The sequence below is a fragment of the Kribbella sp. NPDC050281 genome, assembly GCF_040655855.1.
Classification (GTDB): Bacteria; Actinomycetota; Actinomycetes; order Propionibacteriales; family Kribbellaceae; genus Kribbella.
In genome coordinates this window covers 86,914-108,549 of the sequence record NZ_JBFAKS010000018.1, presented here as the reverse complement: position 1 = coordinate 108,549, position 21,636 = coordinate 86,914, and the positions used below count along the sequence as shown (strand labels likewise).

Here is a 21,636-nt window from a genome sequence, read left to right as displayed (position 1 = left end):
ATCGCCTCACTGTCCCAAACTCTACCCTGACGTGTGAGAGGAGAGTTGTGATGTCGAGAGTCAAGATCGAGGTCTGCGTCCCCGACGACCATGTGTCCGCGATCCTGGCGGCGCTGGAATCCGCCGGTGCCGGACGGGTCGGCCGCTACGACCAAGTGACCAGCTTCTGGCAGATCGGCGGAACCTGGAAGCCGATGCCCGGCGCCGAACCCTTCGACGGCGAGATCGGGAAGCTGATGCACGGGACCGAGACCCGAGTCGAGTCCGAATGCGATACCTCAGCGGCAGCAGTCGTCCTGAAGGCGCTGAAGGCGGCCCATCCTTACGAGGAGCCGATCATCCGGTTCATCCCGCTGTACCAACCCACCGAGCTCGAGCCCTGACGCTGAGAAGCAAGTGCTCTCACGTCTGTAGCGCGTCGAGGACATAGACGTACTCCTGGATGCCGTCGTCGGATGCGGGTGCGGTTGCTTCCTGGGCGTGGTCTCGGTGGAAGCCGCACTTTTCCAGGACGCGGATCGAGCCGGCGTTGTGGGCGACCACGTGGGCCGTGAGGGGCCTGGTTCGCATTTGGGTCAGGAACTGCGTGACGGCCTCCGTGGCGATGCCCCTGCCCCAGAGTTCGCGGCCGACCCAGTAGCCGAGTAGTTGCTGGCCGTCCTGTTCCCAACTCACGACGTTCCCCGCCACCGCGCCGTCCGCCACGATCGTCCAGTGGATCTTGGTGTCGTCGCCGCGGATCTTCGCCCAGTGCGCGGTGAACTGATCCTTGTCGCGAGCCGGGACCGCCGCCATCTCGTTCGCGATCGGATCGGCCTGGTGGTCGAAGAACACCTCGACGTCCTGATCCTCGACCGGCCTGAGGCGAACCTCGTGCGTCACTTCGGCCATCTCCCGCTCCCTTACCTCGGTCCCGTACGTCGACCACCCGATCGTCGCACCGGCCACCGACAGTTTGCGCGACGATCAGATCGACCCCGGCGAACTGCGAAGATGGCGGCCATGCGTTCATTCGAGGAACTCGTCGCAGAAGGTGAAGCCGTCTCGGTCGAGGGCTGGGACTTCTCCTGGTTCGAGGGCCGCGCCACCGAGGGACGTCCGTCCTGGGGATACCAGAAGCTCATCGGCACCCGGATGGCGACCGCCGAGGCGGCCCTCGACATCCAGACCGGCGGCGGCGAGGTGCTGGCCGGAATCCCGACTGCGCCGCCACGGCTCGCCGCGACCGAGTCGTGGCCACCCAACCTGGCGATTGCCCGGCGCAACCTCGCGCCCCACGGCGGCACCGTGGTCGAGGTTGCGGACGACGCCGCGCTGCCGTTCGACCCGGACTCGTTCGACCTCGTCGTGAGCCGGCATCCGACCGTGGTGATCTGGCCGGAGATCGCCCGGGTACTGCGGCCTGCTGGCGTGTATCTGTCTCAGCAGATCGGCTCCGGCACCGTGATCGAGTTGACCGAATACATGATGGGGCCACAGCCTGTCGGTACAGGACGCAGTACCGAGAAGGCTGTGGCCTCAGCAGAGTCCGTCGGGCTGTCCGTCGTACAGGTCCGGCCGGAGTCGTTGCGGATGGAGTTCTTCGATATCGCCGCGGTGGTTCACTTCCTGCGCAAGGTGATCTGGATCGTTCCGGACTTCACCGTGGAGCGATATCGCGACCGGCTGCTGGCGTTGCACGATCAGATCCAGCGAGACGGTGTGTTCGTGGCGACCAGCGAACGGTTCCTCTTCGAGGCACAGAAGCCGGAAGCCGTCAGCTAGGCCAGGTCGCCTCGGTGACTCGGCCGCCGTGGATCTCGACCGTCAGCTGCACCGGGCCGTGCGGGCGGAGGTACAGCTCATAGGTGCCCTGGGCAACTTCTGAGAAGACCGCGGAGTGCGCGGTCGTGCCATCGGGCTTCGGTCGAGGTACGACGGCCACATGCGGCGCAGACCCGTGCCCATGCCCGTGCCCGTGCCCATGTCCGTGGCCGTGCCCGTGGTCATGATCGTGGTCGTGGCCATGTCCGTGGTCGTGGTCGGCGGCGACCGATGACCCGGCCTTGCGGAGTTCGACCTCCTCGTCTTCGAGGTCGGCCGGCATGGCGATCACGAGGGCACCGATGTCCCCGCCGATGTCGAGCAGGACCGAGGATCCCTTCCCCGCATGGGGATTCTCGACCGCGTTGTTCCCTGGGCCGCTCATCGTGATCACGCGGCCGGGGTGCCCGGCAGCGACTGGTAGCCGCCGCCCGGAGTACCGAGGTAGGGGAAACGGTCGAGCAGCGGGCCGTTGGTGTTCGACGTACCGTCCTTGATCGCACCGGCCGCGTCGTCGGGCTTGAACGACTTGTCGACCAGCGGGATCGTGATGCCGGCGACGGCCCGCAGTTCGACCGTCACGACGTCGTCGATCAGGCGCCGGCCGTTCGGGAATCCGGCCGCGTCACCCGCGACCAGGCCGAGTGGGTTGGGCGACTTGGCCGGCGGTACGGCGACGTTGAGGCGCAACATGTCGGCCTGGACCGGACCGGTGTAGTTCTGGAAGCCGTCGACGACACCCTTCGGGATGCCGGTCAGCAGGATCGCCGCGAGGTCCGCACGTGGCTTCTTGTACGCCGCCAACCTCGGGAACACACCCGGGTACAGCACCGGCAGCAGGCCGGCGAGCTCGGGCTTGGTGACGAATCCGGCGAACCGCTTGTCGGCCGACGGTGGCAGGCTGTTCCAGCGATCCTTCTCCGCCATCGGCACGATGACCTCGTTGAACAGCGGGTTGCCCAGCCGGGAGACCTGCTTGTACGGGCCGTGCCACACCGAGGTGCCGTTGCCGTCGACGATGCGGGACTGCTGACGGCTGGCCGACGCGTAGACACCGATGACGGACTTGGGGTCCAGCACGTTCGTCGGCCGGCGGCCGTCGCGGGTCAGGTCGGTGATCGGGACCTGGATCGCGATGGTGTGCACGTTGGAACCCTGCAGCCCGTTCACGCCCATAGCGGCGGCAGACGGGATCAGGTGAGCCATCTGGAAAGGCCGCAGGGTGCCGAGGTCGAAGATGCTGCCGAGGTCGGCCCAGAACGCGTCGGCACGCTGCCCCGCGAACACCTTGCGACCGGTGCCGATGGTGTGGATCGCCTGGCGGGCGAGCCTGGCGTAGTTCGGCGTACTGCGGACTCCGACGTTGACCGGCGGGGCGGTCAGGTTCCGGGCGAGGGTCCGGGACCGGCCTTGTTCGACGCGGGTCACGGAGTAGTACTGCGGCCGGTTCCAGGTACGGTCCTTGATCGACGTGATCGGACCGGTGTTGTACAGGAACGTCTTCTTGTTCCGGATCTCGGCGCGGAAGCGGAACTGGTAGCTGATGTCGGCCTGCCCGGTTCCACGGTTGGAGATGTGGATCTGGTAGAGCACGTCGTCGCCGAACTCGTAGAAGTTCGGCCCGCCGAACGGGTTCTGGAACGGGATGAAGTTGGCGATGATCGTGACCGTGTCCGGTGCGTCCGGGCTGACGAACGCGTAGACATCGGTGTTGTCGGCCACCGGATCCTTCGAGATCTCCGGTGCCTCGCGGTGCGAAGACATGACAATTCCTCCAAGAACAGATGCTGAAAGGCTGGATCAGGCGGTCGTCACGCCGGCAAGGCGGGCCGCGAGTTCACGATCGGTCACGAGCACCTCGCGGTGGCCGACCATGATCGCCAGTTGACCGGACTTCACGTCCTTGACGTGGACGACGAACGACTCGGCGTCAGCCAGGTCGCCCGGTTCCAGCGATGTCTTCGCCGCGTCCGCGGCCTTGTCACCGACCGCACCAACCGCTGCGACCGCTCCCACCGCCGCAACCGTCCCCGCGCCCGCGAACACCAGGAACCCCCGGCGCGTTGCGTTACTCATGTGCTGACCTCCCACTGGTAGAAACCCCGTGCAGCCGACATTCGGGGCGTTCTCACCAGCGGATGGGTCAGACTTTCGGTCGCGTGGTCGCGCGGACTCCGGCAAGGATGATCCGCAGACCGTGGTCGAACTCCGCGTCGGGGTCGGCGGTGAACAGGTCTCCGACCATCCGTGCCGTCAACGGGTAGCGGTCGGGGTCGACGGCCTGGGTGATCTGCTCGGGGTGGTAGGGATTGCCGTCGGGATACGCGACGCCGGTCTGCGCCTGCTCTTCGAGGACGAAGCCGATCGTGTAGTGCAGGAGAATCGGGAAGATCCGTACGGCGTCCCGCATCGGGAAACCGGCGTCCTCCAGGGTGCGCAACGTCAGCTCGGTCACCCGCCACATCGAGTCGTCACTGACGTTCGTGCCGGCCAGCACCCGAGCGCCGTCGCGGTACCGCAGCAGCGCCGCGCGCAGGCGGCCGGCCAGCTCGATCAGCCAGTCCTGCCACTGCGTCCCGCGCCGCGGCGCCTCGATGCCGTCGACGGCGGAGACGAACAGCACGCGAGCCATCGCGTCCAGCAACTCCTGCTTGTTCTTGACGTGCCAGTAGAGCGCGGGCGCCTGTACGCCGAGCCCGGCCGCCACCTTGCGCATCGTCAGGCCGTCGACGCCCGTGTCGTCGAGCAGCCCCAACGCAGCCGTGGCGATGGCGCCGGCATCGAGCTTCACGTTGCCTCCTGGGTCTGCAGCTGCCTTGACAGCTTAACAGCGTTCTGTTCTCCTTAACAGCATTAAAGTGAATTTAACGTTGTTAAGGAGCGAACTCATGCAGACTCAGGTGCTCATCGCCGGCGCCGGACCGACGGGACTGATGCTGGCCGGGGAACTGCGGCTGGCCGGGATCGACGTGATCGTGGTGGACGCCCTGCCGGCCCGGACGGGCGAGTCCCGCGCGGGCGGCATCCACGCTCGGACCATGGAGGTGTTCGACCAGCGCGGTCTGCTGGAGCGGATGCTGCCGCACGGGCGACCGATCCAGGCTGGTCACCTAGCCGGGCTGCCGCTGGACTTCTCCGACTTCCCCACCCGCTACCCGCACACGCTGGCCATCGTGCAGGCGGAGATCGAACGGGAACTCGACGAGCACGCCACTTCTCTGGGAGCACCGGTGCGGTGGGCCTCCCCCGTGCTCGGGTTCCGCCAGGACGCGGCCGGTGTCGACGTCGAGATCGGCGGCCCGGACGGCGGCTGGATCCGTGCCGCATACCTCGTCGGCTGCGATGGCGGACGAAGCGCCGTACGGAAGCTGGCCGGGATCGGCTTCGACGGGACCGACGCGACCATGACCGGCATGCTGGCCGACGTCGAGCTGACCGACCCGCCTGCCGGTCCCCTCTTCTCGCAGCGCGGCGGTCCTGGCGACTTCTCCGTCCTCAACTTCCAGGAGGGCTGGTACCGGTTGATCGTGCAGCGGCACGACCGCGTTCTCGACCGTGCGGTCGAGCCTGGCTTCGAGGCCTTCCGCGAGTCGTTTCGTGAGGTCGCGGGCACCGACTTCGGTATGCACAGTCCGCGCTGGTTGTCGCAGTACGGCGATGCTGCGCGGCAGGCTGATCGCTATCGGGAGGGTCGGGTGTTCCTGGCCGGCGATGCCGCCCACATCCACTACCCCGCGGGTGGTCAGGGATTGAACATGGGCGTCCAGGATGCGGTGAACCTCGGCTGGAAGCTAGCGACTGTCCTGCGCGGCGAGGCGTACGACGACCTGCTCGACAGCTACGCGAGCGAGCGGCATCCGGTGGCTGCTCGCGTTCTGCACAACACGCGGGCGCAGACCGCACTGTCGCGACCCGGCCCGCACAGCGAGGCGTTGCGCGAGATCTTCGCCGGTTTGTTCGACATCGACGACGTACGCCGGCGGCTCGGACTGATGATCGCGGCACTCGACATCTGCTACGACACGAAGTGCGACCACCCGCTGGCCGGACGCCGGGTGCCCGATGCCGATCTCGTCACGGCCGCTGGAGCCGGTCGTGTCCACAGACTGCTGGCTGCGGGGCGTCCGATCCTGCTGGCGCTCAACGGCGGCGAGGTACCGTCGGTCGACGGCTGGGCGGACCGGATCGACTGCGTGACGGCCACTTGTGCCGCCGAGCGGTGGACGGTTCCGGGCGTCGGCGAGATCAGCGTGCCCGCATCAGTGCTCATCCGACCGGACGGGTACGTCGCTTGGGCCACCAACGGCACCGACGACGGGCTGACCGATGCTCTCAGCACCTGGTTCGGTCCGGCCCACCTCACGACCTGACGCGGGCATAGGCTGCTGAGCATGACCGGCCTGGACGAGCAGGGACGCCCGTTGCCTCCGTTTGCGGGCAACGAGACTGAGACGATCGTGGGCTTTCTGGAGTACCAGCGGGCGACGTTCGCCTGGAAGTGCTCCGGCCTGGACGCGGCCGGGCTACGGGCGACCGTGGGCGTGTCGACGATGACGCTGGGCGGGATGCTCAAGCACGTCGCGTTCTACGAGGACCACTGGTTCTCCTATTGCCTGCGGGGGAACGAGCGCCAGGCCATGTGGAACGACGACTACTTCGACGCGGACCCCGATTGGGAGTGGAACTCGGCCGCCGATGACTCCCCCGGGGAACTGCAAGTGCTCTGGCAGGACGCGGTGGCCCGCTCCCGCGATCTGCTCTCCGAAACCTTGGCGGACGGCGGCCTGGACCGCCCGGCAGGACGCACCCGGAGGGACGGCACCACGCCCAGCGCACGTTGGATCGTCATGCACATGATCGAGGAGTACGCCCGCCACAACGGCCACGCAGACCTCATCCGAGAGTCCATCGACGGCCACGTCGGCGAATGACAGGGAACCTCGAACGCCTAGCCACTGACCTCGCATGAACCATCCGCACCGATCGTGACGAAGCGGAGTGCCTCGTCCCGGCGGCCGTGGCTCAGCCAATGGGTGAAGGCGATGCGGGCCGTGGGCGGCATCTCTAGGTCCGAGGGATCCATGGTCAGGTCGAACCAGTGGAGATCGCCCTCGGCACAGTCGACGGGAAGCGGCACCTCGGGCCGGAGTGCGGCGGTGAAGTAGTAGGTCTGGCGTAGTTCGGTGCCGGTGTCCCTGAGTGCCACATACCGCAGGGCAAGATCAGAGATCTGGTCAGGACGCACGCCAATCTCCTCTTCCAGCTCGCGGAGAGCACCCGCTGTGGGGTCATCGATCTCCCCGGGTTCGAGGTGGCCGCCGATTCCGACCCAGGAGTCCTCGTCCATCGCACGGGAGCCCTTCCGGTACAGCAGCAGGACCTGGCCGCCGCGGACAAGGAATACCGACGTCATCAGCCGGCTGGATCTCGAGCCCACCCGCGGAGGCTACACGAGCGACCTGGGTACTTAGGCGGCCGCGCGCCGGACGGCGGATCCCTAGGTGGTTCTCGGGGATTGGGGATAGGGAGGAGTTCCGATATGCGGGGGCTACCTCAGACCGGCAGGGTTTGGGTCGCACGGATCCTCTCTGACAGGAGCCACGGTGTTCGACGATGTTGTGCCCAACACGCGGCCTCGCATTCTGGTTGTCGGCGGCAAGCTGAAGCATGTACGCAAGGCCCGGGAGCTCGGCCTGGATGTGGTTCACGTCCAGTACCCGCACGAGTACGACCGCGGCCACTGGCCGTACGTCGATCAGGCGCTGCTGCTCGACTACGGCGACATCGACCGGCTCCTGCCGCTGGTCCGCGCGCTGCACGCGGCGTACCCGTTCCAGGCGGCCGTGTCGCTGACTGAGCTCGGGCTGCTGCCGACGGCGCGGATCAACGAGGCGCTCGGCCTCCGCGGCGAGTCGATCGAAACGGTGGAACTGCTGCTGGACAAATGGCGGATGCGCCGACACCTGGCCGCAAGGGATCTCAGTCCGGTGGCCTCGGCGGTCGGCCGGTCCGGGCAGGACATCCGGGAGTTCGTGAAGGCGCACGGGCTCCCGATCATCGTCAAGCCGGTCCGCGAATCGGGCAGCCTCGGCGTCTTCCGGGTCCGCGACCAGGCCGACGTGGACGTCGTCGCCGACCGGTACCGATCCCTCGACGACGTGCAGTGGACCGCCGGCGACCTGGCCTTTGCCGACTCGTTCCACGAGTTCCTCATGGAGGAGTTCCTGGACGGCCCGGAGATCAGCGTGGAGACCCTGTCGTTCGACGGCCGGCACGTGATCGTCGCGGTGACCGACAAGGAGGTCGGCGGCGCCGGTTTCGTCGAGATCGGACATTCGCAGCCCAGCGGCCTCTCGGCCGGGACGCTGGGCGAGGTCAGGCAGTTGGTGACCGGCTTCCTCGACGCGGTCGGCCTGCGCAACGGTCCAGGGCACACGGAGGTCAAGTTGACCTCGCGCGGCCCGCGGATCGTCGAATCGCACAACCGCATCGGCGGTGACCGGATCAACGAACTGGCCGAGATCGCGTACGGCGTCGACATGGAGCACTACGCGCTGGACGCCGGCTTCGGCCTGGTGGAACCGCTGACCACCTCTCCCGAGCCTCAGGGCGGAGCCGCCGTACGGTTCATCACACCGGAGCCCGGACGGGTCATCGAGGTGACCGGGGTCGAGGCCGTCCGCGCGGACCCGGCGTATGTCGACCTCCAGTTGGACGTGAAGCCCGGCGACGAGGTACCACCGCTGACCTGGAACGAGGACAAGGTCGGTCACGTCATCGCCCGCGGTTCCACCGCGGCCGAAGCGATTGCCCACGGCAAGCGACTGGCCGCGGCGGTCCAGGTACGCACGGAGCCCATCCCGTGAGCACCGCGCCGTCGGACCCGCCGGGCGTCGACGAGGCGCGATTCCGCGACGCGCTGCGCGGCCTGCCCAGCCGGGTGTGGATCATCAGCCTCGGCATCCTGGTCAACCAGGTCGGCAACTTCCTGCCCGTGTTCATCGTGCTGTACCTGACCCAGCGCGGCTATTCCGCCGGCGCCGCGGGGCTCGTGCTCGGCGTGACGGGTCTGGGCAAGGTGCTCGGCAACGCCGTCGGCGGCTACCTCGCCGACAACCTCGGCCGTCGATGGACGATCGTGCTGTCGGCAGTGACCACCGCTGGGCTGACCGCGATCGTGCCGTTCCTCGGACCGCTCCTGGCCATCGTCGCGGTGGCCGGGCTCATCGGCGTGACGTCGCAGCTCTACCGGCCGGCCGCGGCCGCAGTCCTGATCGACTCCGTCACGACCAACCAGCAGCGGCTCGCCGCCGTCGGCGTGTACCGGTTCGCGATGAACATCGGCGCTGCACTGGGCGGCGTCATCGGCGGTGTGCTGGCCAGCACCTCCTATGTGGGGCTGTTCCTGGGCAATGCCGCAGCGTGCCTGCTGTTCGGCGTGGTCGTGGCGGTGCTGCTGCGGGATGCGCCCCAGGTGGAGTCTGACGATGCGGAACGGGAGGATGACCGGGCGGTCGGGTATCGACAGGCTCTGTCCGACCGCCTGCTGGTGCGATTCCTGCTGATGACCGTGGTCGCCGAGTTCGTCTACATCCAGTCGACCGTCGGCCTGCCCCTGCACGTCAACGACGCGGGTCTGAGCGCGCGAGACTTCGGGCTCCTGATCGGGCTCAACGGTCTGCTGGTCCTGGTGCTGGAGCTGCCCATCACCGGCTGGGTCTCGCGGTACCGGCCGGAGTACGTCCTGGCGATCGGCAACCTGATCGTCGGTATCGGTCTGGCGCTGACCGGGTTCGCGACCGACATGGTCCTGTTGTCGGCGACGGTGCTGATCTGGACATTCGGCGAGATGGTGACCAGCACGTACTCCCAGGCGTATCTGGGAAGTCTGGCTCCGCCGCAGATGGTCGGGCGCTACCAGGGGCTGCACGGCGTCGCGTACACGATCGGTACGGGCGCCGGACCGCTCATCGGGGGTGCCGTGTACGCGATCGGGCCCTGGGCGCTGTGGGTCCTGATCGGCGCCGCCGGACTGCTGTCGGCCCAGCTCTGCCTGCCGCGCCGTCGCGCAACGTCTCCTTGAGCAGACGGCCGGCCTCGCGTCCTGGAGCTGGGGGGGTGAGCTCGATCAGGTTCGGCGAAGTCGGCCGTCCGTACCTCCAGTGTTGCTCGTTGTTCGACTAGAGACCTGCCCAGTGCGTGTCTGATCGAGCACAGCTGTGCGGCGGCCGGGTATGAGCCGGCCGCCGACAGCTTCAGGTCAGGCCGGTGATGGGACGGATCGGCCCAGATGGCGGGCGAAGAAGTGGCCCGAGATCTCGGTCTCGAACCAGGGAACTTCGTGATGGCCGCCGGGGTTGGCGTGCAACGTCTTCTCCTTCGAGGCGAAGGCGTCGAACAGGGCGAACCCGGATTCGCGGTCGATCTCCGCGTCGTCCCACGGGAGGATGAACTCGACCGGGATGGTGATCTGCCGTGCCGCCTCGGTCAGGGCGTCGTACACGAACACCCCACCGAAGACCGCTGCGCTGATCCTCGGCTCGATCGCTGCCCACATCAGCCCGATCGTGCTGGCCAAGGTCATGCCGCTGTAGCCGATCGGCGCGTCGGGGCCGATCTCGGGCAGTGCCTGGAGGGCGTCGAGGGTCGCCTGCCATTCCGGTACGGCGCGCTCCGCCAGCGACGAGTTGTAGTCGATGACGATCGGGCCGATCGGTTGACCGGCCGCCCGAGCCTCGAGGAGAGCCGAGACCCACTTCCCGTCCCCCGCCGATCGCGGCCGGTCGCCGTGTCCGGGCGCGTCGATGGCGGCCACGGTGAAACCGCAGGTGGTCACGTAGTAGTGAGCACGGGCCACGAGCCCCTGCGCCTTCTTGTGCAGGCCGCCGCCGTGCCCCATCAGGTGCAGTGGCGCACCCTCGGATCCGGATTCCGGGGCCCAGAGGACGCCGGTGATGTCACCCAGGACGAAGTCGCGTTCGATGACGCCGTTCGATGAAGTCTGCGTAGTGAAATGCATGATGTGTCGCCTTTCGGAAGTGCCTTCAGATTCAGGCGCTCCCGGCGACACCTACGTCAGTCGCCCAACCGTGACCACGACCGGGGAGCACCCACGAGGATGCAGGTTCATGGGTCTCACCTCCCAGAGCAGTGTCACGTGCACCCCGGAAACTACCAGCCCCCACGCCCCACCGCCCAACCATTTTCCGGCCGGGGATGGGACGGGTTGGGACGTATGCTCGCGGGCATGTTGAGTGATGGGGTGCGGGTTGTGGTGGCGGGCGGGGTCGAGCACTGGGTTCGGGTTGCGGGGGCTCACAACGGCGGGGTGCCGTTGGTGCTGTTGCATGGTGGGCCGGGCGAGAGTTGCTACTCGGTCGAGCAGTCGGTCGGGGACGAGCTGGCGAAGGTCTCGACGGTGATCTTCTACGACCAGCGTGGATGTGGACGGTCGGCCAAGCCGTCCGAGCCGGCTACCTACACCATGAGTCGGTTGGTGGCGGACCTCGAGGAGATCAGGTCGGCGTTGGGGTTGGACCGGATCATCCCGTGGGGTGTCTCGTTCGGTTGTCTGCTCGCCGCGGAGTACGCCGTTGCCCACGCCAACAATGTCGAGCGCCTCGTTCTCCACGCTCCCCCGGTCGTCGGGCCGTTGCACCCCGGCCTCTGGTCGCTGCGACCCAATGCCGTCGACACGTTCCTCGCGCCGGGCGAACGGACAGAGCTGCGGACACAACTGGACGGCATGACCGATCCGATCCAGCGGACATTTGCTGCGATCGGAGCGATCTCGTCGAGCGAGCACGCCACCCGGTTCTTCTACTACGACCCGGCCAACATGCCTGCGCCCGACCCTGCCGCGCCGGGGATGAACATGGAGATGGCGCTCGCACTGGTCGGCACCGAACGTCTCGACCTTGCCGACGAGTTGGCCGCGATCACGACCCCCGCGCTGGTGATGATCGGACTCTGGGATCGCCACGTGGGCTTCGACATGGCCCGCGACCTCGCCGACCGCATGCCCAACGCCGTACTGTGGATCTTCGACCGCAGCGGTCACCTGATCGACGAGGAACAGCCGGCCGAGTACGTCGAAGCGATCAGCACCTTCGTCCGCGACGCCGCCAGGTGACGGCGGTTTCTACAGACCGTCCAGTCGCGTGGCCATCGTGTCGAGGGTCGGCCAAGGAGGACCCGTGCGCAGCGCGCGCAGGAATTCTTCTCCGAATCGCCTCCCGTTCGGGAACTGGTCGCCGATGTCCCAACGCCACGCTGCGACCATCGCGAGAACGAGCTGCCGGCACTCGTCCAGCAGTCCTTGGTCAACGCCCGGGTAGTGCTCGCAGACCGCCTCGGGAACATGGGCGAGATCGAACTCGACGGGTCCACGGCAGCACGTCTCGAAGTCGATGAACAACGGGCCGTTCTTCGTGCTGAGCAGATTGCCTGGATGCGGTTCGCCGTGGAGCAGCTGCTCCGCGGCACCCCGGTCGTCGATCGCCCGTCGCAGGCTTCCCAGCCTGCTGCTGAGGAACACACGGTCCGCGTCGGCGAGCTTCGGCGAGAGATCCGGGTCGGCAACGACTTCCTCCGCCTCCGCGATTCGATCCGTGAACCGTGGGCTCGCCACATCAACCTTGCGCATGCCGGCGTGCAGCTGCTCCAGCGCCTTGGCGTAGTCGACTGGCGAGACGTGAGGTGTCACGGGCTCGTAGTAGACCCACAGCGTCACTGCGAAGCCATCGCGGGTGTACACCAGCGGGTCCACCCGTGGCTCCAACGCACCCACCGGGCTTCCGGCCTCGGCGAGTCGTTGAGCGAGCTCGACTTCGAACTGGGCAACCTCTTGCCCCACAGGCGCGACCCGGGCGAAGACATCGCACGGCGTCAGCCGCAGCGCCAGCTTGTTCGAGTTGTGCAGAACGACGGCGGCGTTGACTGGAAGGTCGAGCGATGCGGCGATCGAAGTGGCAGCCGCTATCGCCCGGGTGATGTCGGACATCTCCATGATCTGGTGAGGCTACCTGCGTGATCTTGTTCTGTCCTTCGTATTTGGCCGGGCCGCAGTAGCCGAGAGTCCCGTGCAGCCTGGAAATCCGGTGGTACGCCGAGGCGCAAGGGTCCACTGTGGTGGTCATGCACCTGACGTTCCATCACGACCCGCGCGGCGAGTGCTTCACGCTGATCCGGCGAGCGGACGGCGCGGTGTTCACCCTGTCCTCGTACTCACGCAAGCATCGCGTCCCCCACGACCTCGCGCACGCGGTCACCGAACGCGAACTCGGAATCGCCGACGGCATCTTCGGCTGCATCGCGGCAGGCGCGGTGTTCGACAGCATGCAACAGACAGCAGGCAAGAAACGCCACGACGCCAAGGTTCGCAGCACCCGAATCCTGAAAGCGCCGAACAGCATCGGCGTGAGCGAGGTCCTCACAAGCGTCATCCACGAAGCCGTCGAGAACGATCGCCGTACGCCGTACGCCCAAGCCCGCGAGAGCTGGGGCATCTCCCGGGCGGACGCCTTTCCCTACGACGACACAGACCTCGACCGCGCCACCAACACACTCCGGGAACTGAGCCATTGCTGGCAGTCGAGCCTCGACCCCCTCGTGTTCCCCTGGCCGAACAAGCTGCAGGCCGCCGCCGCACGATAGGCAGGGTGGGTGAGAACTACTCGTACATCTTGTCCAGTACGTCGGCGTACTCGTTCTCGACGTGCTTGCGCTTCAGCTTCAAGCTGGGCGTCATCTCACCGGACTCGACCGTCAGATCACGCTCCAGGATCGTGAACTTCTTGATCGTCTCCCACCGGTTCAGCCCGGCGTTGAGCTCGTCGACGTACCCCTGCACCATCACCCGAGCCGCATCCGAGCCGACGATCTCCGCATAGGACTTTCCCTCAAGACCGTTGGCCGCGCCCCACCCGACGACAGCATCAGGATCCAGCGTCACCAACGCCGACACGAAGTTCCGCTTGTTGCCATGCACAACAAACTGGCTCGCGTACGGGCAGATCATCTTGAAGCGGCCCTCGATCACCTGCGGCGCGACGTACTTGCCGCCCGACGTCTTGAAAAGATCCTTCTTCCGGTCGGTGATGAACAGATACTCGTCCTCGAAGTGCCCGATGTCCCCGGTGTGGAACCACCCGTCGGCATCGATCACCTCGGCCGTCTGCTCAGGCTGATTGTGGTACCCGCTCATCACGCCGTCACCCTTGATCAGGATCTCGCCGTCCTCGGCGATCTTGAACTGCGTGCCGGGGAACGCGGGACCAACACTGCCGAGCCGGTACTGCGTAGGCCGGTTCAGCGTGGCCCCGGCCGCCGTCTCCGACAGCCCGTACCCCTCGAGAATCAGCAGCCCAGCGGCGTGGAACCACTCCGCCAGCTTCTTGTCCAGCGCCGCCGACCCGGACACGAAGAACCGGATCCGTCCACCGAAGCGAGCCCGGATCTTCGACAGCACGAGCCGGTCCGCGGCGGCGTACTGCGCCCCGAGCAGACCGCCCGGCTCCTTGCCCTGCTGGCGCAGCGCGGACACGCGAGCGCCGACTCCGAAGGCCCAGTCGAACAGTTTGGCCTTCGGCCCACCCTCGGTCGCGATCATCGTGACGATCCGGCCGTGCGCCTTCTCGAAGATCCGCGGTGCCGCGGCCATGAACGTCGGCTGGACGACGGCGGCGTTCTCGACGATCTTGTCGATCCGCCCGTCGATCGCGGTGGCGAACCCGAGCTGGAACTGTACGGCGAGCAGCACCTGACCGAACACGTGCGACAACGGCAGCCAGAGGAACTGCAGATCGTCCGGGCTGAGCACCCGCATCCCCTCGACGGCGGCGCCCTCGTACGTCCACACCGAGTGCGGCAGCCGCACTCCCTTCGGTCGGCCGGTCGTGCCGGAGGTGTAGATCAGCGTGCAGAGATCTTCTGGCTTGACCTTGGCGATCCGGCCGTCAACGGCGTCCACCTCATCCGCACCCAGCGCATCCAACGCGGCAAGACTGATGACCCAGTCTCCATCGCTGTCCAATGGTTCCCCGTCGATCAGCACCACCTTGCGCACCGACGGAATCTCCGCCTTGCGCTCCCGCAGCTTGTCCACCTGAGCCGCGTCCTCGGCGAACACGACCTGTACGTCGGCATCCGCGATGATGAAGGCGACGTCGACGGACATCGTGGTCGGATAGATCGTGGTCGTCGCGGCCGCGGCGAGGACAGCGGCCAGGTAGCACTCGACCCACTCCATCCGGGTGCTGGACGCGATCGCGACCCGCTGCTCCGGCTGGACGCCGAGGGCGACCAGGCCGGCCGCGCGGCGGCGCGCCAGTACATCCATGTCGCGCCAGCTGACCGACGTCCAGGCGTCACCCGACGGGTACCGGAAGGCCTCTCGGTCAGGAGTCGCGGCGACCCGGTCCAGGAACATCTGGGCCATCGTGTCCTTGCGGTTGCTGAGCAGCGCGAGCTGGCCGGAATCGGCGACAGGCGTCATAACTGGCCTCCATCGGGGGTCAAGTAACCGGAGAGTAATCGGTACCGGGCACCGCTGACCATGGGCACTCGCGTACCCACGTCAGCCTTCTGCATTACGTTTCCGCAACAGGTAACAGGTACCTACGGCCGGTGCCTCCAGTCTTACTGTCCGTTCAACCGCTGCTGATCCAGGGCGTGCCGAGCAGCCTCGGCATCGGGATGATCGAGCGCCTCGAGGATCTCCAATGCCTCGGTCCAGCTGGCGTGGGCCGCGTCGTCGTACCCGGCTCGCTCCTCCACGGCCGCCCGCGCCATCAGGCACTCGGCCGTCTCCAGCCGACGGCCCTGGGCGCGCACGATGTCGACCGCGGTCGTGTAGCTGGCGATGGCGTCGTCGAGCCGTCCGGCCGCGGCCAGCGCGAAGGCCATCGTGTCGCTGACGACGGCACGCCCGTACTCCGAGTCCTGCTCCTGGAAGAGCTTCAGCGCCTGCTGTGCATAGTCGACCGCGGCCTCGTACTCGCCGAGCTGCGCGTAGTACCAGCCGAGGTTGTTGAGCGCGGTCCCCCGCGCGTCGGTGTGCCCGGTCTGCTCGTAGATCCGCAGCGCCCGGACGGTCTTCTCGATCGCCTCCCGATGCTTTCCCATCCTGGTGAGCACACGGGCCAGGCTGAGCGACCCGTGCGCGATGGCGGGCTGGTCGTCGAGCTCCTCCGCGATCCCCAGCGCGAGTTCGTGATGCCGGATGGCGTCGTCCCACTCCCGCATCGCCATGTGGCCGCGGGCCAGATCGCGGCGCGTCTGGGCCTGCTTGCGCAGGTCACCGAGCCGCACGGCTGCCTCGAGCGCGAGCCCTTCGGCCTCCATGTACCCGGACCGGCCGCGGAAGTCGAGATAGTCCGCGATCGCCCACACATACAGCCAGAGCCACTGATCGGCCCGCCCGGCCGCGGATCGCAGTACGGCGAGATTGTTCGGCTGCTCCGAGTCGAACCAGGCGAACGCCTCGTCGCGACTGGCCGGCAACACCAGCTCCACCGCCGGCTCGAGCTTCGGCAACTCGACCGGCTCCCGGCTCGGAGCGAGGAGTAGCGCTCCGGCGAACCCGGTGTGCACCAGATAGCCGAGCAACCGCGTGAACGCTTCCGCAGCCTCGTCGGGCTCGCACAGCTCACGCGCATACGTCCGCAGCAGATCGTGCAGAACATAGCGATCCGGTGTGATCTCGACCAGCTGATGATTGGCCACCAGTACGGCGATCATGTTCCGGGCGTCGCGGATCGGCGTACCGGCCAAGGCGGCCGCGGCACCCGTGGTGATCTCGCTGCCGGGATGCTGCGCCAGCAGCCGGAACATCCGCGCCAGCTCGGGCCGCAGCTGCCGGTAGGACCAGGAGAAGATCGTCCGTACGTCGACCCCGTCGGTGGTCGCCAGCGCGTCGAGCGGCGCCTCGTTGACCAGTTCGACGAAGGACTTCAGCTCTCGCCGCGGCCGCAGTGCGATCTGGGCCGCGAGCAGCGACAGGGCCAGCGGAAGACCGGCGCAGCGGTCGATCAGGGTGTCGACGCTGGCCGGATCCTCGCGCAACCGCCGCTCGCCGACTCTTGCCACGAGCAACTGTCTCGACTGGTCCGGGTCGAGTACGTCGAGCCGGATCGGCTCGGCCTGCTCGGTCGCGACCAGACCGGCGAGTTCGTTGCGGCTGGTGACGAGCGTCATACAGGTCGCGCCGGTGGCCGCGAGCGGCCGGACCTGCTCCGCCGTACGGGCGTTGTCCAGCACGACGAGAACCGAACGGTCGACGAGCAGGCTGCGGTACAACCCGACCTGTTCGTCCGCGGTCAGCGGGAGGCGGTCGGCCGGGATTCCGAGTGCGGCGAGGAACCGGGGCAGCACCGAGCGCGGGTCTGCCGGCACCGCGGCGGGCGAGTAGCCGAGGAGGTCGGCGTACAGGATGCCGTCCGGGAATCGGTCCGCGACCTGCTTGGCCCAATGGATCGCCAGCGAGGTCTTGCCGATTCCGGCCGGGCCGATGACGAGCGCGACCCGCGAGCCCGGCAGGAGGTCGTCAAGCTGCCGGAGGTGCTCGGTGCGGCCGGCGAACGCCGGTGCGACGGACGGCAGCTGCCGCGGTACGACCATGCTCTCGGTGTCGGTCGCGGCGAGCAGTTCGGCATGCAGACGTTGGAGTTCGGCACCGGGTCCGACGCCGAGGAGATCGCGGAGCCGGCGCGACACCTCGCTGTACGTCGACAACGCGAGAGCCTGCCGCCCGGCCGCGTGATGGGCGCGCATGAGCTGGGCCCAGAAGCGCTCCCTGGTCGGGTATCGATGGACCAGCTCGGTGAGTTCGGGGATGACGTCGGCCGCGGCGCCCTGGGCGAGTCGGGCGTCGAACGACAACTCCTGCGCCCGGAGGTGCTCCTCGACGAGGCGCGGAGTCATCTCTCGGGTGAGAGCGCCCGTGTCGAGGCCGGCGAGCGGCTCGCCTCGCCAGAGCGCGAGGGCCTCGGTGAGGAGTTCGGCCCTGGCCGAGGGATCCGTGGTCTGGCCCGCACGCCGGGCCAGCACGCGGAACACCTCGAGGTCGAGACGGGACGGGTCCGCCCGCAGCGAGTAGCCGCCGTCGCCGGTCTGGATCATCGTCCGGTCCGTGTCGCCCAGCGCGGCTCGCAACCGGGACACGTAGATCTGCAGCGCCGCCCGCGGACTCGTCGGGAGATCGTCGTCGTCCCAGAGCACGTCGACGAGATCGTCGGCCCGCACGGTCCGGTTCAGCCGTAGCAACAGGGCGGCCAGCAGCACCGCCGGACGATGTGACGGCAGCGGAACGACGTCACCGTCGGCGGTCCGAACCTCCACCGTCCCCAGCAACCGGAACCGCAGATTCGCGGATCCGATCGCAGCCCCTTGCTCCAGCTCGGTCACCTCCGCACGAAGGAGACCTCACCCTATCCTCGCGGCTGGTCCATCGCGCCCCTCCGCACGAGGGCCGCGGATTCAAACGAATGCTCTCCGATCAGCGCCGGGCGAGGATCTCCGCGATCTGGACGGCGTTCAGGGCGGCGCCCTTGCGGAGGTTGTCGTTCGACACGAACAGCACCAGGCCGCGGTTGTCCGGGACGGACTGGTCCTGCCGGATCCGGCCGACGTACGACGGGTCCTGGCCGACCGCGAGCAGCGGTGTCGGCAGATCCGCGAGTACGACGCCGGCCGCGGAACCGAGGATCTCGGTGGCCCGCTCCGGGGTGATCGGCTCCGCGAACTCGGCGTGGATGCTGAGCGAGTGGCCGGTGAACACGGGCACCCGGACGCAGGTGCCGGCCACCGGGAGCTCCGGGATGTGCAGGATCTTGCGGCTCTCGTTCCGCAGCTTCTGCTCCTCGTCGGTCTCACCGGTGCCGTCGGCAACGATCGATCCGGCCAGCGGGAGGACGTTGAACGCGATCGGGCCGGCGTACACCTTGGGCTCGGGGAGGGTGACGCCGTCGATGCCGCGGGCCAGGCGGCCGCCGTACTCGATCAGTGCCTTCGCCTGGTCCTCGAGTTCGCTGACGCCGACGCCACCGGAGCCGGAGACGGCCTGGTAGGTGGAGACGACGAGCCGGGTGAGCGTCGCCTCGCGGTGCAGCGGGGCGAGGACGGGCATCGCGGCCATCGTGGTGCAGTTCGGGTTCGCGACGATGTTCTTCGGCAGGTGGTCGAGGTCGGCCGGGTTCACCTCGGACACCACCAGCGGTACCTCGGGGTCCATCCGCCAGGCGGACGAGTTGTCCACCACGACAGCCCCGGCCGCGGCCACCTTCGGCGCGTACTCCTTGGAGGCCGTCTTCCCGTTGGAGAACAGAGCCAGGTCGAGCCCGGCGAAGTCCGCGGTCGCCGAATCCTCCACCGTGATCTCGCGGTCCCCGAACGGCAGCGTGCTCCCCGCCGACCGCGCCGACGCGAAGTACCTGATGTCGTCCACCGGGAACTCCCGCTCGACCAGCAGCTCCCGCATGACACTGCCGACCTGTCCTGTGGCTCCGAAAACTCCTACTCGCATACCCAAGACAGTAATAGGTGAGCCTGTCCGGGCACCGGGAATTCCAGGATGCGGCGGCCCGGTGCCTCGGGGCGGGAGAGGCGCCGGGCCGGGCACTCAGGCGTCGGCGGCGAGGGTGCCGCCGTTGGCGACGTCGGTCTTCTCGATCTCGGTGAACACGATGCGGACGGACTCGCGCTTGGCGCCGAGGATGGCGATGGCGGATTCGGTGACGGCGGCGACGAACTCGCGGCGCTGGTCGAGGGTGCGGCCGGACAGGAGCTCGACGGTGATGTTCGGCATGCAGATTCTCCAGAGAGTTGGCGGTTCTGTGTTGTGGGACAGTGTTCCAGGGTTCAGCCGACGGCGGCGGCGCGTCTCGCGGTGACGTCGCCGGGGTCGGTGTCCAGCGAGGTGACCAGGTCGTCCACCTCCGGGCGACGCTCCGGGAGGAGCAGCCCGAGGCCGACGTACACCACCAGGGAAGTTGCCAGCGGCAACGCAACGACCAGCGTGGTGTCGGTGGAGTCCAAGCCCCACTTGACGATCGCCCAGACCACCAGGCCGATTGGAGATCCTCCCAGGGGCGATGGGCAGTGACTAGAAGGTTCCACCGAACAGAACTGAGTGTCAAGACACGGAACCCGGAACCGTTAACGGTCTTGTTCCACGATTGACAGGAGGTTCCGTCGATTAGAACCTTGTTCCGTGAATGCTCAGCCGCCCATCCACATCAGGCATGCCACCCACCCCGATCAGGTGCCCGGCTTCGACACCGCCGCCCTGCGCTCGCACTACCTCGTCGACGACCTGTTCACGCCCGACACGGTCACCGCGGTGCTCACCCACCACGACCGGATCGTGCTGGCCGGCGCCCGCCCCGCGAGCGGTCCGCTGACGCTCGGCACCTGGCCTGAACTGCGCAGCGAGTACTTCCTCGAACGCCGTGAGGCCGGCATCGTCAACGTCGGCGGCCCGGGCACAGTCACCACGGACGGCACCAAGTACGAGCTGCCCACCGGAGCCTGCCTGTACGTCGGGCGTGGGGTTCGCGAGGTCGTCTTCGAGGGCCCGGATGCGGCGTTCTACCTCTTCTCGGCCGCCGCGCACACCGAGTTCCCGACCACGTTGGTCAGTCCCGGTGAAGGCAACCGGCTCGAGCTCGGCGACCAGCAGACCGCGAACCGCCGCACGATCGACCAGTACATCCACGCCGACGGCGTCCGTAGCTGCCAGATCGTGCTCGGCGTCACCACGCTGCACGCCGGGAGTACGTGGAACACGATGCCCGCGCACACGCATGACCGTCGTACCGAGTGCTATCTGTACTTCGGCCTGCCCGAGACCGAGCGGATCGTCCACCTGCTCGGCGAGCCCGAGGAGACCCGGCACCTCCTGGTCGCGGACCGCCAGGCGATCATCTCGCCCAGCTGGTCGATCCACTCCGGCGCCGGCACCTCGTCGTACAGCTTCGTGTGGGCGATGGCGGGCGAGAACCAGGCGTTCGGAGACATGGACGGCGTCGACGTCCGGGACCTGCGGTGACGGCTGACCCGTTCAGCCTCCGCGGGCGTACGGCGCTCGTCACCGGAGCCCGGCGGGGTATCGGGGCAGCGATCGCGGCCGGGTACGCCGCGGCCGGCGCCGAGCTGATCCTGATGGCGCGCGACGCCGCGCTCGAGGACACGCTCGAAGCGATCATGCAGAACGGCGGCGGTGAGGCGACAGTCGTCATCGCCGACTTCGCCGACCCGGACGCGGTCGAAGCAACTGCGGTCGAACTGGCGCGGACGCGGCGGATCGACATCCTGGTCAACAACGCCGGCACGATCCGGCGCGGGCCGGCGGCCGAGACCAGCACCGCGGACTGGCGGCAGGTGATCGACGTGAACCTCAACTCCACCTGGGCGGTGACCCGGCCGATCGGCGCCGCGATGGCCGAACGGCGTACCGGCAAGATCGTCACGATCGCCTCGTTGCTGAGTTTCCAGGGCGGGATCAGGGTTCCAGCCTACACTGCCAGTAAGCACGCGGTCGCGGGACTGACCCGGGCACTGGCCAACGAATGGGGTCCGGCCGGGGTCCAGGTGAACGCGATCGCACCCGGCTACATCAGTACCGACAACACCACCGACCTGCGCGCGGACCCTGCCCGCGACGCCGCCATCCGGGAGCGCATCCCGGCCGGTCGCTGGGGGCGGGCGGAGGATCTGGTCGGCGCCGCGGTCTTCCTGGCCTCGGCGGCGGCCGACTACGTCAACGGGCACGTGCTCGCGGTCGACGGTGGCTGGCTGGCCCGGTGATCGGCGCAGGAGGTGACGTGAGGAGTGGCA

23 protein-coding genes are annotated in these 21,636 nt (G+C 67.9%); 10 read left to right on the top strand and 13 right to left on the bottom strand.

The features are described from left to right. Positions 1-50: 50 nt before the first annotated feature. On the top strand, positions 51-383 hold the full coding sequence (locus tag AB0I34_RS20985; protein ID WP_360447293.1) for a hypothetical protein: 333 nt from the start codon (positions 51-53) through the stop codon (positions 381-383). A gap of 19 nt (positions 384-402) precedes the next feature. Here AB0I34_RS20985 and AB0I34_RS20980 read toward each other — a convergent pair whose 3' ends face one another. Next, the gene (locus AB0I34_RS20980; protein ID WP_360447291.1) at positions 403-891 is read right to left on the bottom strand and encodes a GNAT family N-acetyltransferase; all 489 of its coding nucleotides are present in this window, start codon (positions 889-891) and stop codon (positions 403-405) included. A 111-nt stretch (positions 892-1,002) separates the two neighbouring features. On the opposite strand from AB0I34_RS20980, the gene AB0I34_RS20975 reads away from it, so the two are divergent. After that, a complete protein-coding gene (locus tag AB0I34_RS20975; protein WP_360447289.1) occupies positions 1,003-1,764 on the top strand; it encodes a class I SAM-dependent methyltransferase in 762 nt (253 codons plus the stop codon). Here the strand turns inward: AB0I34_RS20975 and AB0I34_RS20970 are convergent. The 4 genes from AB0I34_RS20970 to AB0I34_RS20955 all read right to left on the bottom strand — a co-directional run bounded on the left by AB0I34_RS20970 (position 1,757) and on the right by AB0I34_RS20955 (position 4,594). Beyond that, positions 1,757-2,188, bottom strand: coding sequence for a hypothetical protein (locus tag AB0I34_RS20970; protein WP_360447287.1), 432 nt, complete (start codon positions 2,186-2,188; stop codon positions 1,757-1,759). The genes AB0I34_RS20975 and AB0I34_RS20970 overlap by 8 nt on opposite strands. A gap of 5 nt (positions 2,189-2,193) precedes the next feature. Continuing rightward, complete coding sequence (locus AB0I34_RS20965; protein WP_360447285.1) at positions 2,194-3,567, bottom strand: DUF4331 domain-containing protein; 1,374 nt, start codon at positions 3,565-3,567, stop codon at positions 2,194-2,196. Positions 3,568-3,603: 36 nt separating this feature from the next. Further along, complete coding sequence (locus AB0I34_RS20960; RefSeq protein WP_131350022.1) at positions 3,604-3,879, bottom strand: hypothetical protein; 276 nt, start codon at positions 3,877-3,879, stop codon at positions 3,604-3,606. Positions 3,880-3,946: 67 nt separating this feature from the next. Next, complete coding sequence (locus AB0I34_RS20955) at positions 3,947-4,594, bottom strand: TetR/AcrR family transcriptional regulator C-terminal domain-containing protein (protein ID WP_360447283.1); 648 nt, start codon at positions 4,592-4,594, stop codon at positions 3,947-3,949. A 97-nt stretch (positions 4,595-4,691) separates the two neighbouring features. Between AB0I34_RS20955 and AB0I34_RS20950 the strand changes: the two genes are divergently transcribed. Then, a complete protein-coding gene (locus AB0I34_RS20950; RefSeq protein ID WP_360447281.1) occupies positions 4,692-6,173 on the top strand; it encodes an FAD-dependent monooxygenase in 1,482 nt (493 codons plus the stop codon). Between the two features lie 21 nt (positions 6,174-6,194). Then, positions 6,195-6,734 (top strand): DinB family protein, encoded by a 540-nt coding sequence (locus AB0I34_RS20945; protein WP_360447279.1) that lies wholly within the window; start codon positions 6,195-6,197, stop codon positions 6,732-6,734. A gap of 17 nt (positions 6,735-6,751) precedes the next feature. Here the strand turns inward: AB0I34_RS20945 and AB0I34_RS20940 are convergent, their stop codons facing one another. After that, a complete protein-coding gene (locus AB0I34_RS20940) occupies positions 6,752-7,240 on the bottom strand; it encodes an NUDIX domain-containing protein (RefSeq protein ID WP_360447277.1) in 489 nt (162 codons plus the stop codon). 166 nt (positions 7,241-7,406) lie between these two features. On the opposite strand from AB0I34_RS20940, the gene AB0I34_RS20935 reads away from it, so the two are divergent. Both AB0I34_RS20935 and AB0I34_RS20930 read left to right on the top strand, forming a co-directional pair. Further along, complete coding sequence (locus AB0I34_RS20935; RefSeq protein ID WP_360447275.1) at positions 7,407-8,669, top strand: ATP-grasp domain-containing protein; 1,263 nt, start codon at positions 7,407-7,409, stop codon at positions 8,667-8,669. Further along, positions 8,666-9,886 (top strand): MFS transporter, encoded by a 1,221-nt coding sequence (locus tag AB0I34_RS20930; protein ID WP_360447273.1) that lies wholly within the window; start codon positions 8,666-8,668, stop codon positions 9,884-9,886. The genes AB0I34_RS20935 and AB0I34_RS20930 overlap by 4 nt, the downstream gene beginning before the upstream one ends. A 177-nt stretch (positions 9,887-10,063) precedes the next feature. Here the strand turns inward: AB0I34_RS20930 and AB0I34_RS20925 are convergent, their stop codons facing one another. Further along, positions 10,064-10,822: an alpha/beta hydrolase gene (locus AB0I34_RS20925; protein WP_360447271.1), complete on the bottom strand. Its 759-nt coding sequence runs from the start codon at positions 10,820-10,822 to the stop codon at positions 10,064-10,066. 228 nt (positions 10,823-11,050) lie between these two features. Here AB0I34_RS20925 and AB0I34_RS20920 point away from each other — a divergent pair, with 228 nt between their 5' ends. Beyond that, complete coding sequence (locus tag AB0I34_RS20920) at positions 11,051-11,935, top strand: alpha/beta fold hydrolase (protein ID WP_360447269.1); 885 nt, start codon at positions 11,051-11,053, stop codon at positions 11,933-11,935. A gap of 9 nt (positions 11,936-11,944) precedes the next feature. Here the strand turns inward: AB0I34_RS20920 and AB0I34_RS20915 are convergent, their stop codons facing one another. Then, a complete protein-coding gene (locus AB0I34_RS20915; protein WP_360447267.1) occupies positions 11,945-12,811 on the bottom strand; it encodes an aminoglycoside phosphotransferase family protein in 867 nt (288 codons plus the stop codon). A 128-nt stretch (positions 12,812-12,939) separates the two neighbouring features. On the opposite strand from AB0I34_RS20915, the gene AB0I34_RS20910 reads away from it, so the two are divergent. Continuing rightward, positions 12,940-13,458 carry a hypothetical protein gene (locus AB0I34_RS20910; RefSeq protein ID WP_360447265.1) on the top strand — a complete coding sequence of 173 codons (519 nt, stop codon included), beginning with the start codon at positions 12,940-12,942 and terminating at the stop codon, positions 13,456-13,458. A gap of 16 nt (positions 13,459-13,474) precedes the next feature. Here AB0I34_RS20910 and AB0I34_RS20905 read toward each other — a convergent pair whose 3' ends face one another. The 5 genes from AB0I34_RS20905 to AB0I34_RS20885 all read right to left on the bottom strand — a co-directional run bounded on the left by AB0I34_RS20905 (position 13,475) and on the right by AB0I34_RS20885 (position 19,863). Then, the gene (locus tag AB0I34_RS20905; protein WP_360447263.1) at positions 13,475-15,298 is read right to left on the bottom strand and encodes a long-chain fatty acid--CoA ligase; all 1,824 of its coding nucleotides are present in this window, start codon (positions 15,296-15,298) and stop codon (positions 13,475-13,477) included. A gap of 143 nt (positions 15,299-15,441) precedes the next feature. Beyond that, on the bottom strand, positions 15,442-18,207 hold the full coding sequence (locus AB0I34_RS20900) for a BTAD domain-containing putative transcriptional regulator (protein WP_360447261.1): 2,766 nt from the start codon (positions 18,205-18,207) through the stop codon (positions 15,442-15,444). A 91-nt stretch (positions 18,208-18,298) separates the two neighbouring features. Continuing rightward, a complete protein-coding gene (locus AB0I34_RS20895; protein ID WP_360447259.1) occupies positions 18,299-19,324 on the bottom strand; it encodes an aspartate-semialdehyde dehydrogenase in 1,026 nt (341 codons plus the stop codon). 96 nt (positions 19,325-19,420) lie between these two features. Next, a complete protein-coding gene (locus AB0I34_RS20890) occupies positions 19,421-19,606 on the bottom strand; it encodes a tautomerase family protein (protein WP_360447257.1) in 186 nt (61 codons plus the stop codon). A gap of 53 nt (positions 19,607-19,659) precedes the next feature. Continuing rightward, on the bottom strand, positions 19,660-19,863 hold the full coding sequence (locus AB0I34_RS20885) for a hypothetical protein (RefSeq protein ID WP_360447255.1): 204 nt from the start codon (positions 19,861-19,863) through the stop codon (positions 19,660-19,662). A 148-nt stretch (positions 19,864-20,011) separates the two neighbouring features. On the opposite strand from AB0I34_RS20885, the gene kduI reads away from it, so the two are divergent. Next, a complete protein-coding gene (gene kduI / locus AB0I34_RS20880; RefSeq protein WP_360447253.1) occupies positions 20,012-20,848 on the top strand; it encodes a 5-dehydro-4-deoxy-D-glucuronate isomerase in 837 nt (278 codons plus the stop codon). Then, positions 20,845-21,606: an SDR family oxidoreductase gene (locus AB0I34_RS20875; RefSeq protein ID WP_360447251.1), complete on the top strand. Its 762-nt coding sequence runs from the start codon at positions 20,845-20,847 to the stop codon at positions 21,604-21,606. Before kduI ends, AB0I34_RS20875 begins: the two co-directional genes overlap by 4 nt. Positions 21,607-21,636 lie beyond the last annotated feature (30 nt).

Excerpts from the sequence above, each read along its gene's own strand:
- AB0I34_RS20985 (WP_360447293.1), top strand. The coding sequence starts at position 51 with ATGTCGAGAGTCAAGATCGAGGTCTGCGTCCCCGACGACCATGTGTCC.
- AB0I34_RS20980 (WP_360447291.1), bottom strand. The coding sequence starts at position 891 with ATGGCCGAAGTGACGCACGAGGTTCGCCTCAGGCCGGTCGAGGATCAG.
- AB0I34_RS20975 (WP_360447289.1), top strand. The coding sequence starts at position 1,003 with ATGCGTTCATTCGAGGAACTCGTCGCAGAAGGTGAAGCCGTCTCGGTC.
- AB0I34_RS20970 (WP_360447287.1), bottom strand. The coding sequence starts at position 2,188 with ATGAGCGGCCCAGGGAACAACGCGGTCGAGAATCCCCATGCGGGGAAG.
- AB0I34_RS20965 (WP_360447285.1), bottom strand. The coding sequence starts at position 3,567 with ATGTCTTCGCACCGCGAGGCACCGGAGATCTCGAAGGATCCGGTGGCC.
- AB0I34_RS20960 (WP_131350022.1), bottom strand. The coding sequence starts at position 3,879 with ATGAGTAACGCAACGCGCCGGGGGTTCCTGGTGTTCGCGGGCGCGGGG.
- AB0I34_RS20950 (WP_360447281.1), top strand. The coding sequence starts at position 4,692 with ATGCAGACTCAGGTGCTCATCGCCGGCGCCGGACCGACGGGACTGATG.
- AB0I34_RS20945 (WP_360447279.1), top strand. The coding sequence starts at position 6,195 with ATGACCGGCCTGGACGAGCAGGGACGCCCGTTGCCTCCGTTTGCGGGC.
- AB0I34_RS20925 (WP_360447271.1), bottom strand. The coding sequence starts at position 10,822 with ATGCATTTCACTACGCAGACTTCATCGAACGGCGTCATCGAACGCGAC.
- AB0I34_RS20920 (WP_360447269.1), top strand. The coding sequence starts at position 11,051 with ATGTTGAGTGATGGGGTGCGGGTTGTGGTGGCGGGCGGGGTCGAGCAC.
- AB0I34_RS20915 (WP_360447267.1), bottom strand. The coding sequence starts at position 12,811 with ATGGAGATGTCCGACATCACCCGGGCGATAGCGGCTGCCACTTCGATC.
- AB0I34_RS20910 (WP_360447265.1), top strand. The coding sequence starts at position 12,940 with ATGCACCTGACGTTCCATCACGACCCGCGCGGCGAGTGCTTCACGCTG.
- AB0I34_RS20905 (WP_360447263.1), bottom strand. The coding sequence starts at position 15,298 with ATGACGCCTGTCGCCGATTCCGGCCAGCTCGCGCTGCTCAGCAACCGC.
- AB0I34_RS20895 (WP_360447259.1), bottom strand. The coding sequence starts at position 19,324 with ATGCGAGTAGGAGTTTTCGGAGCCACAGGACAGGTCGGCAGTGTCATG.
- AB0I34_RS20890 (WP_360447257.1), bottom strand. The coding sequence starts at position 19,606 with ATGCCGAACATCACCGTCGAGCTCCTGTCCGGCCGCACCCTCGACCAG.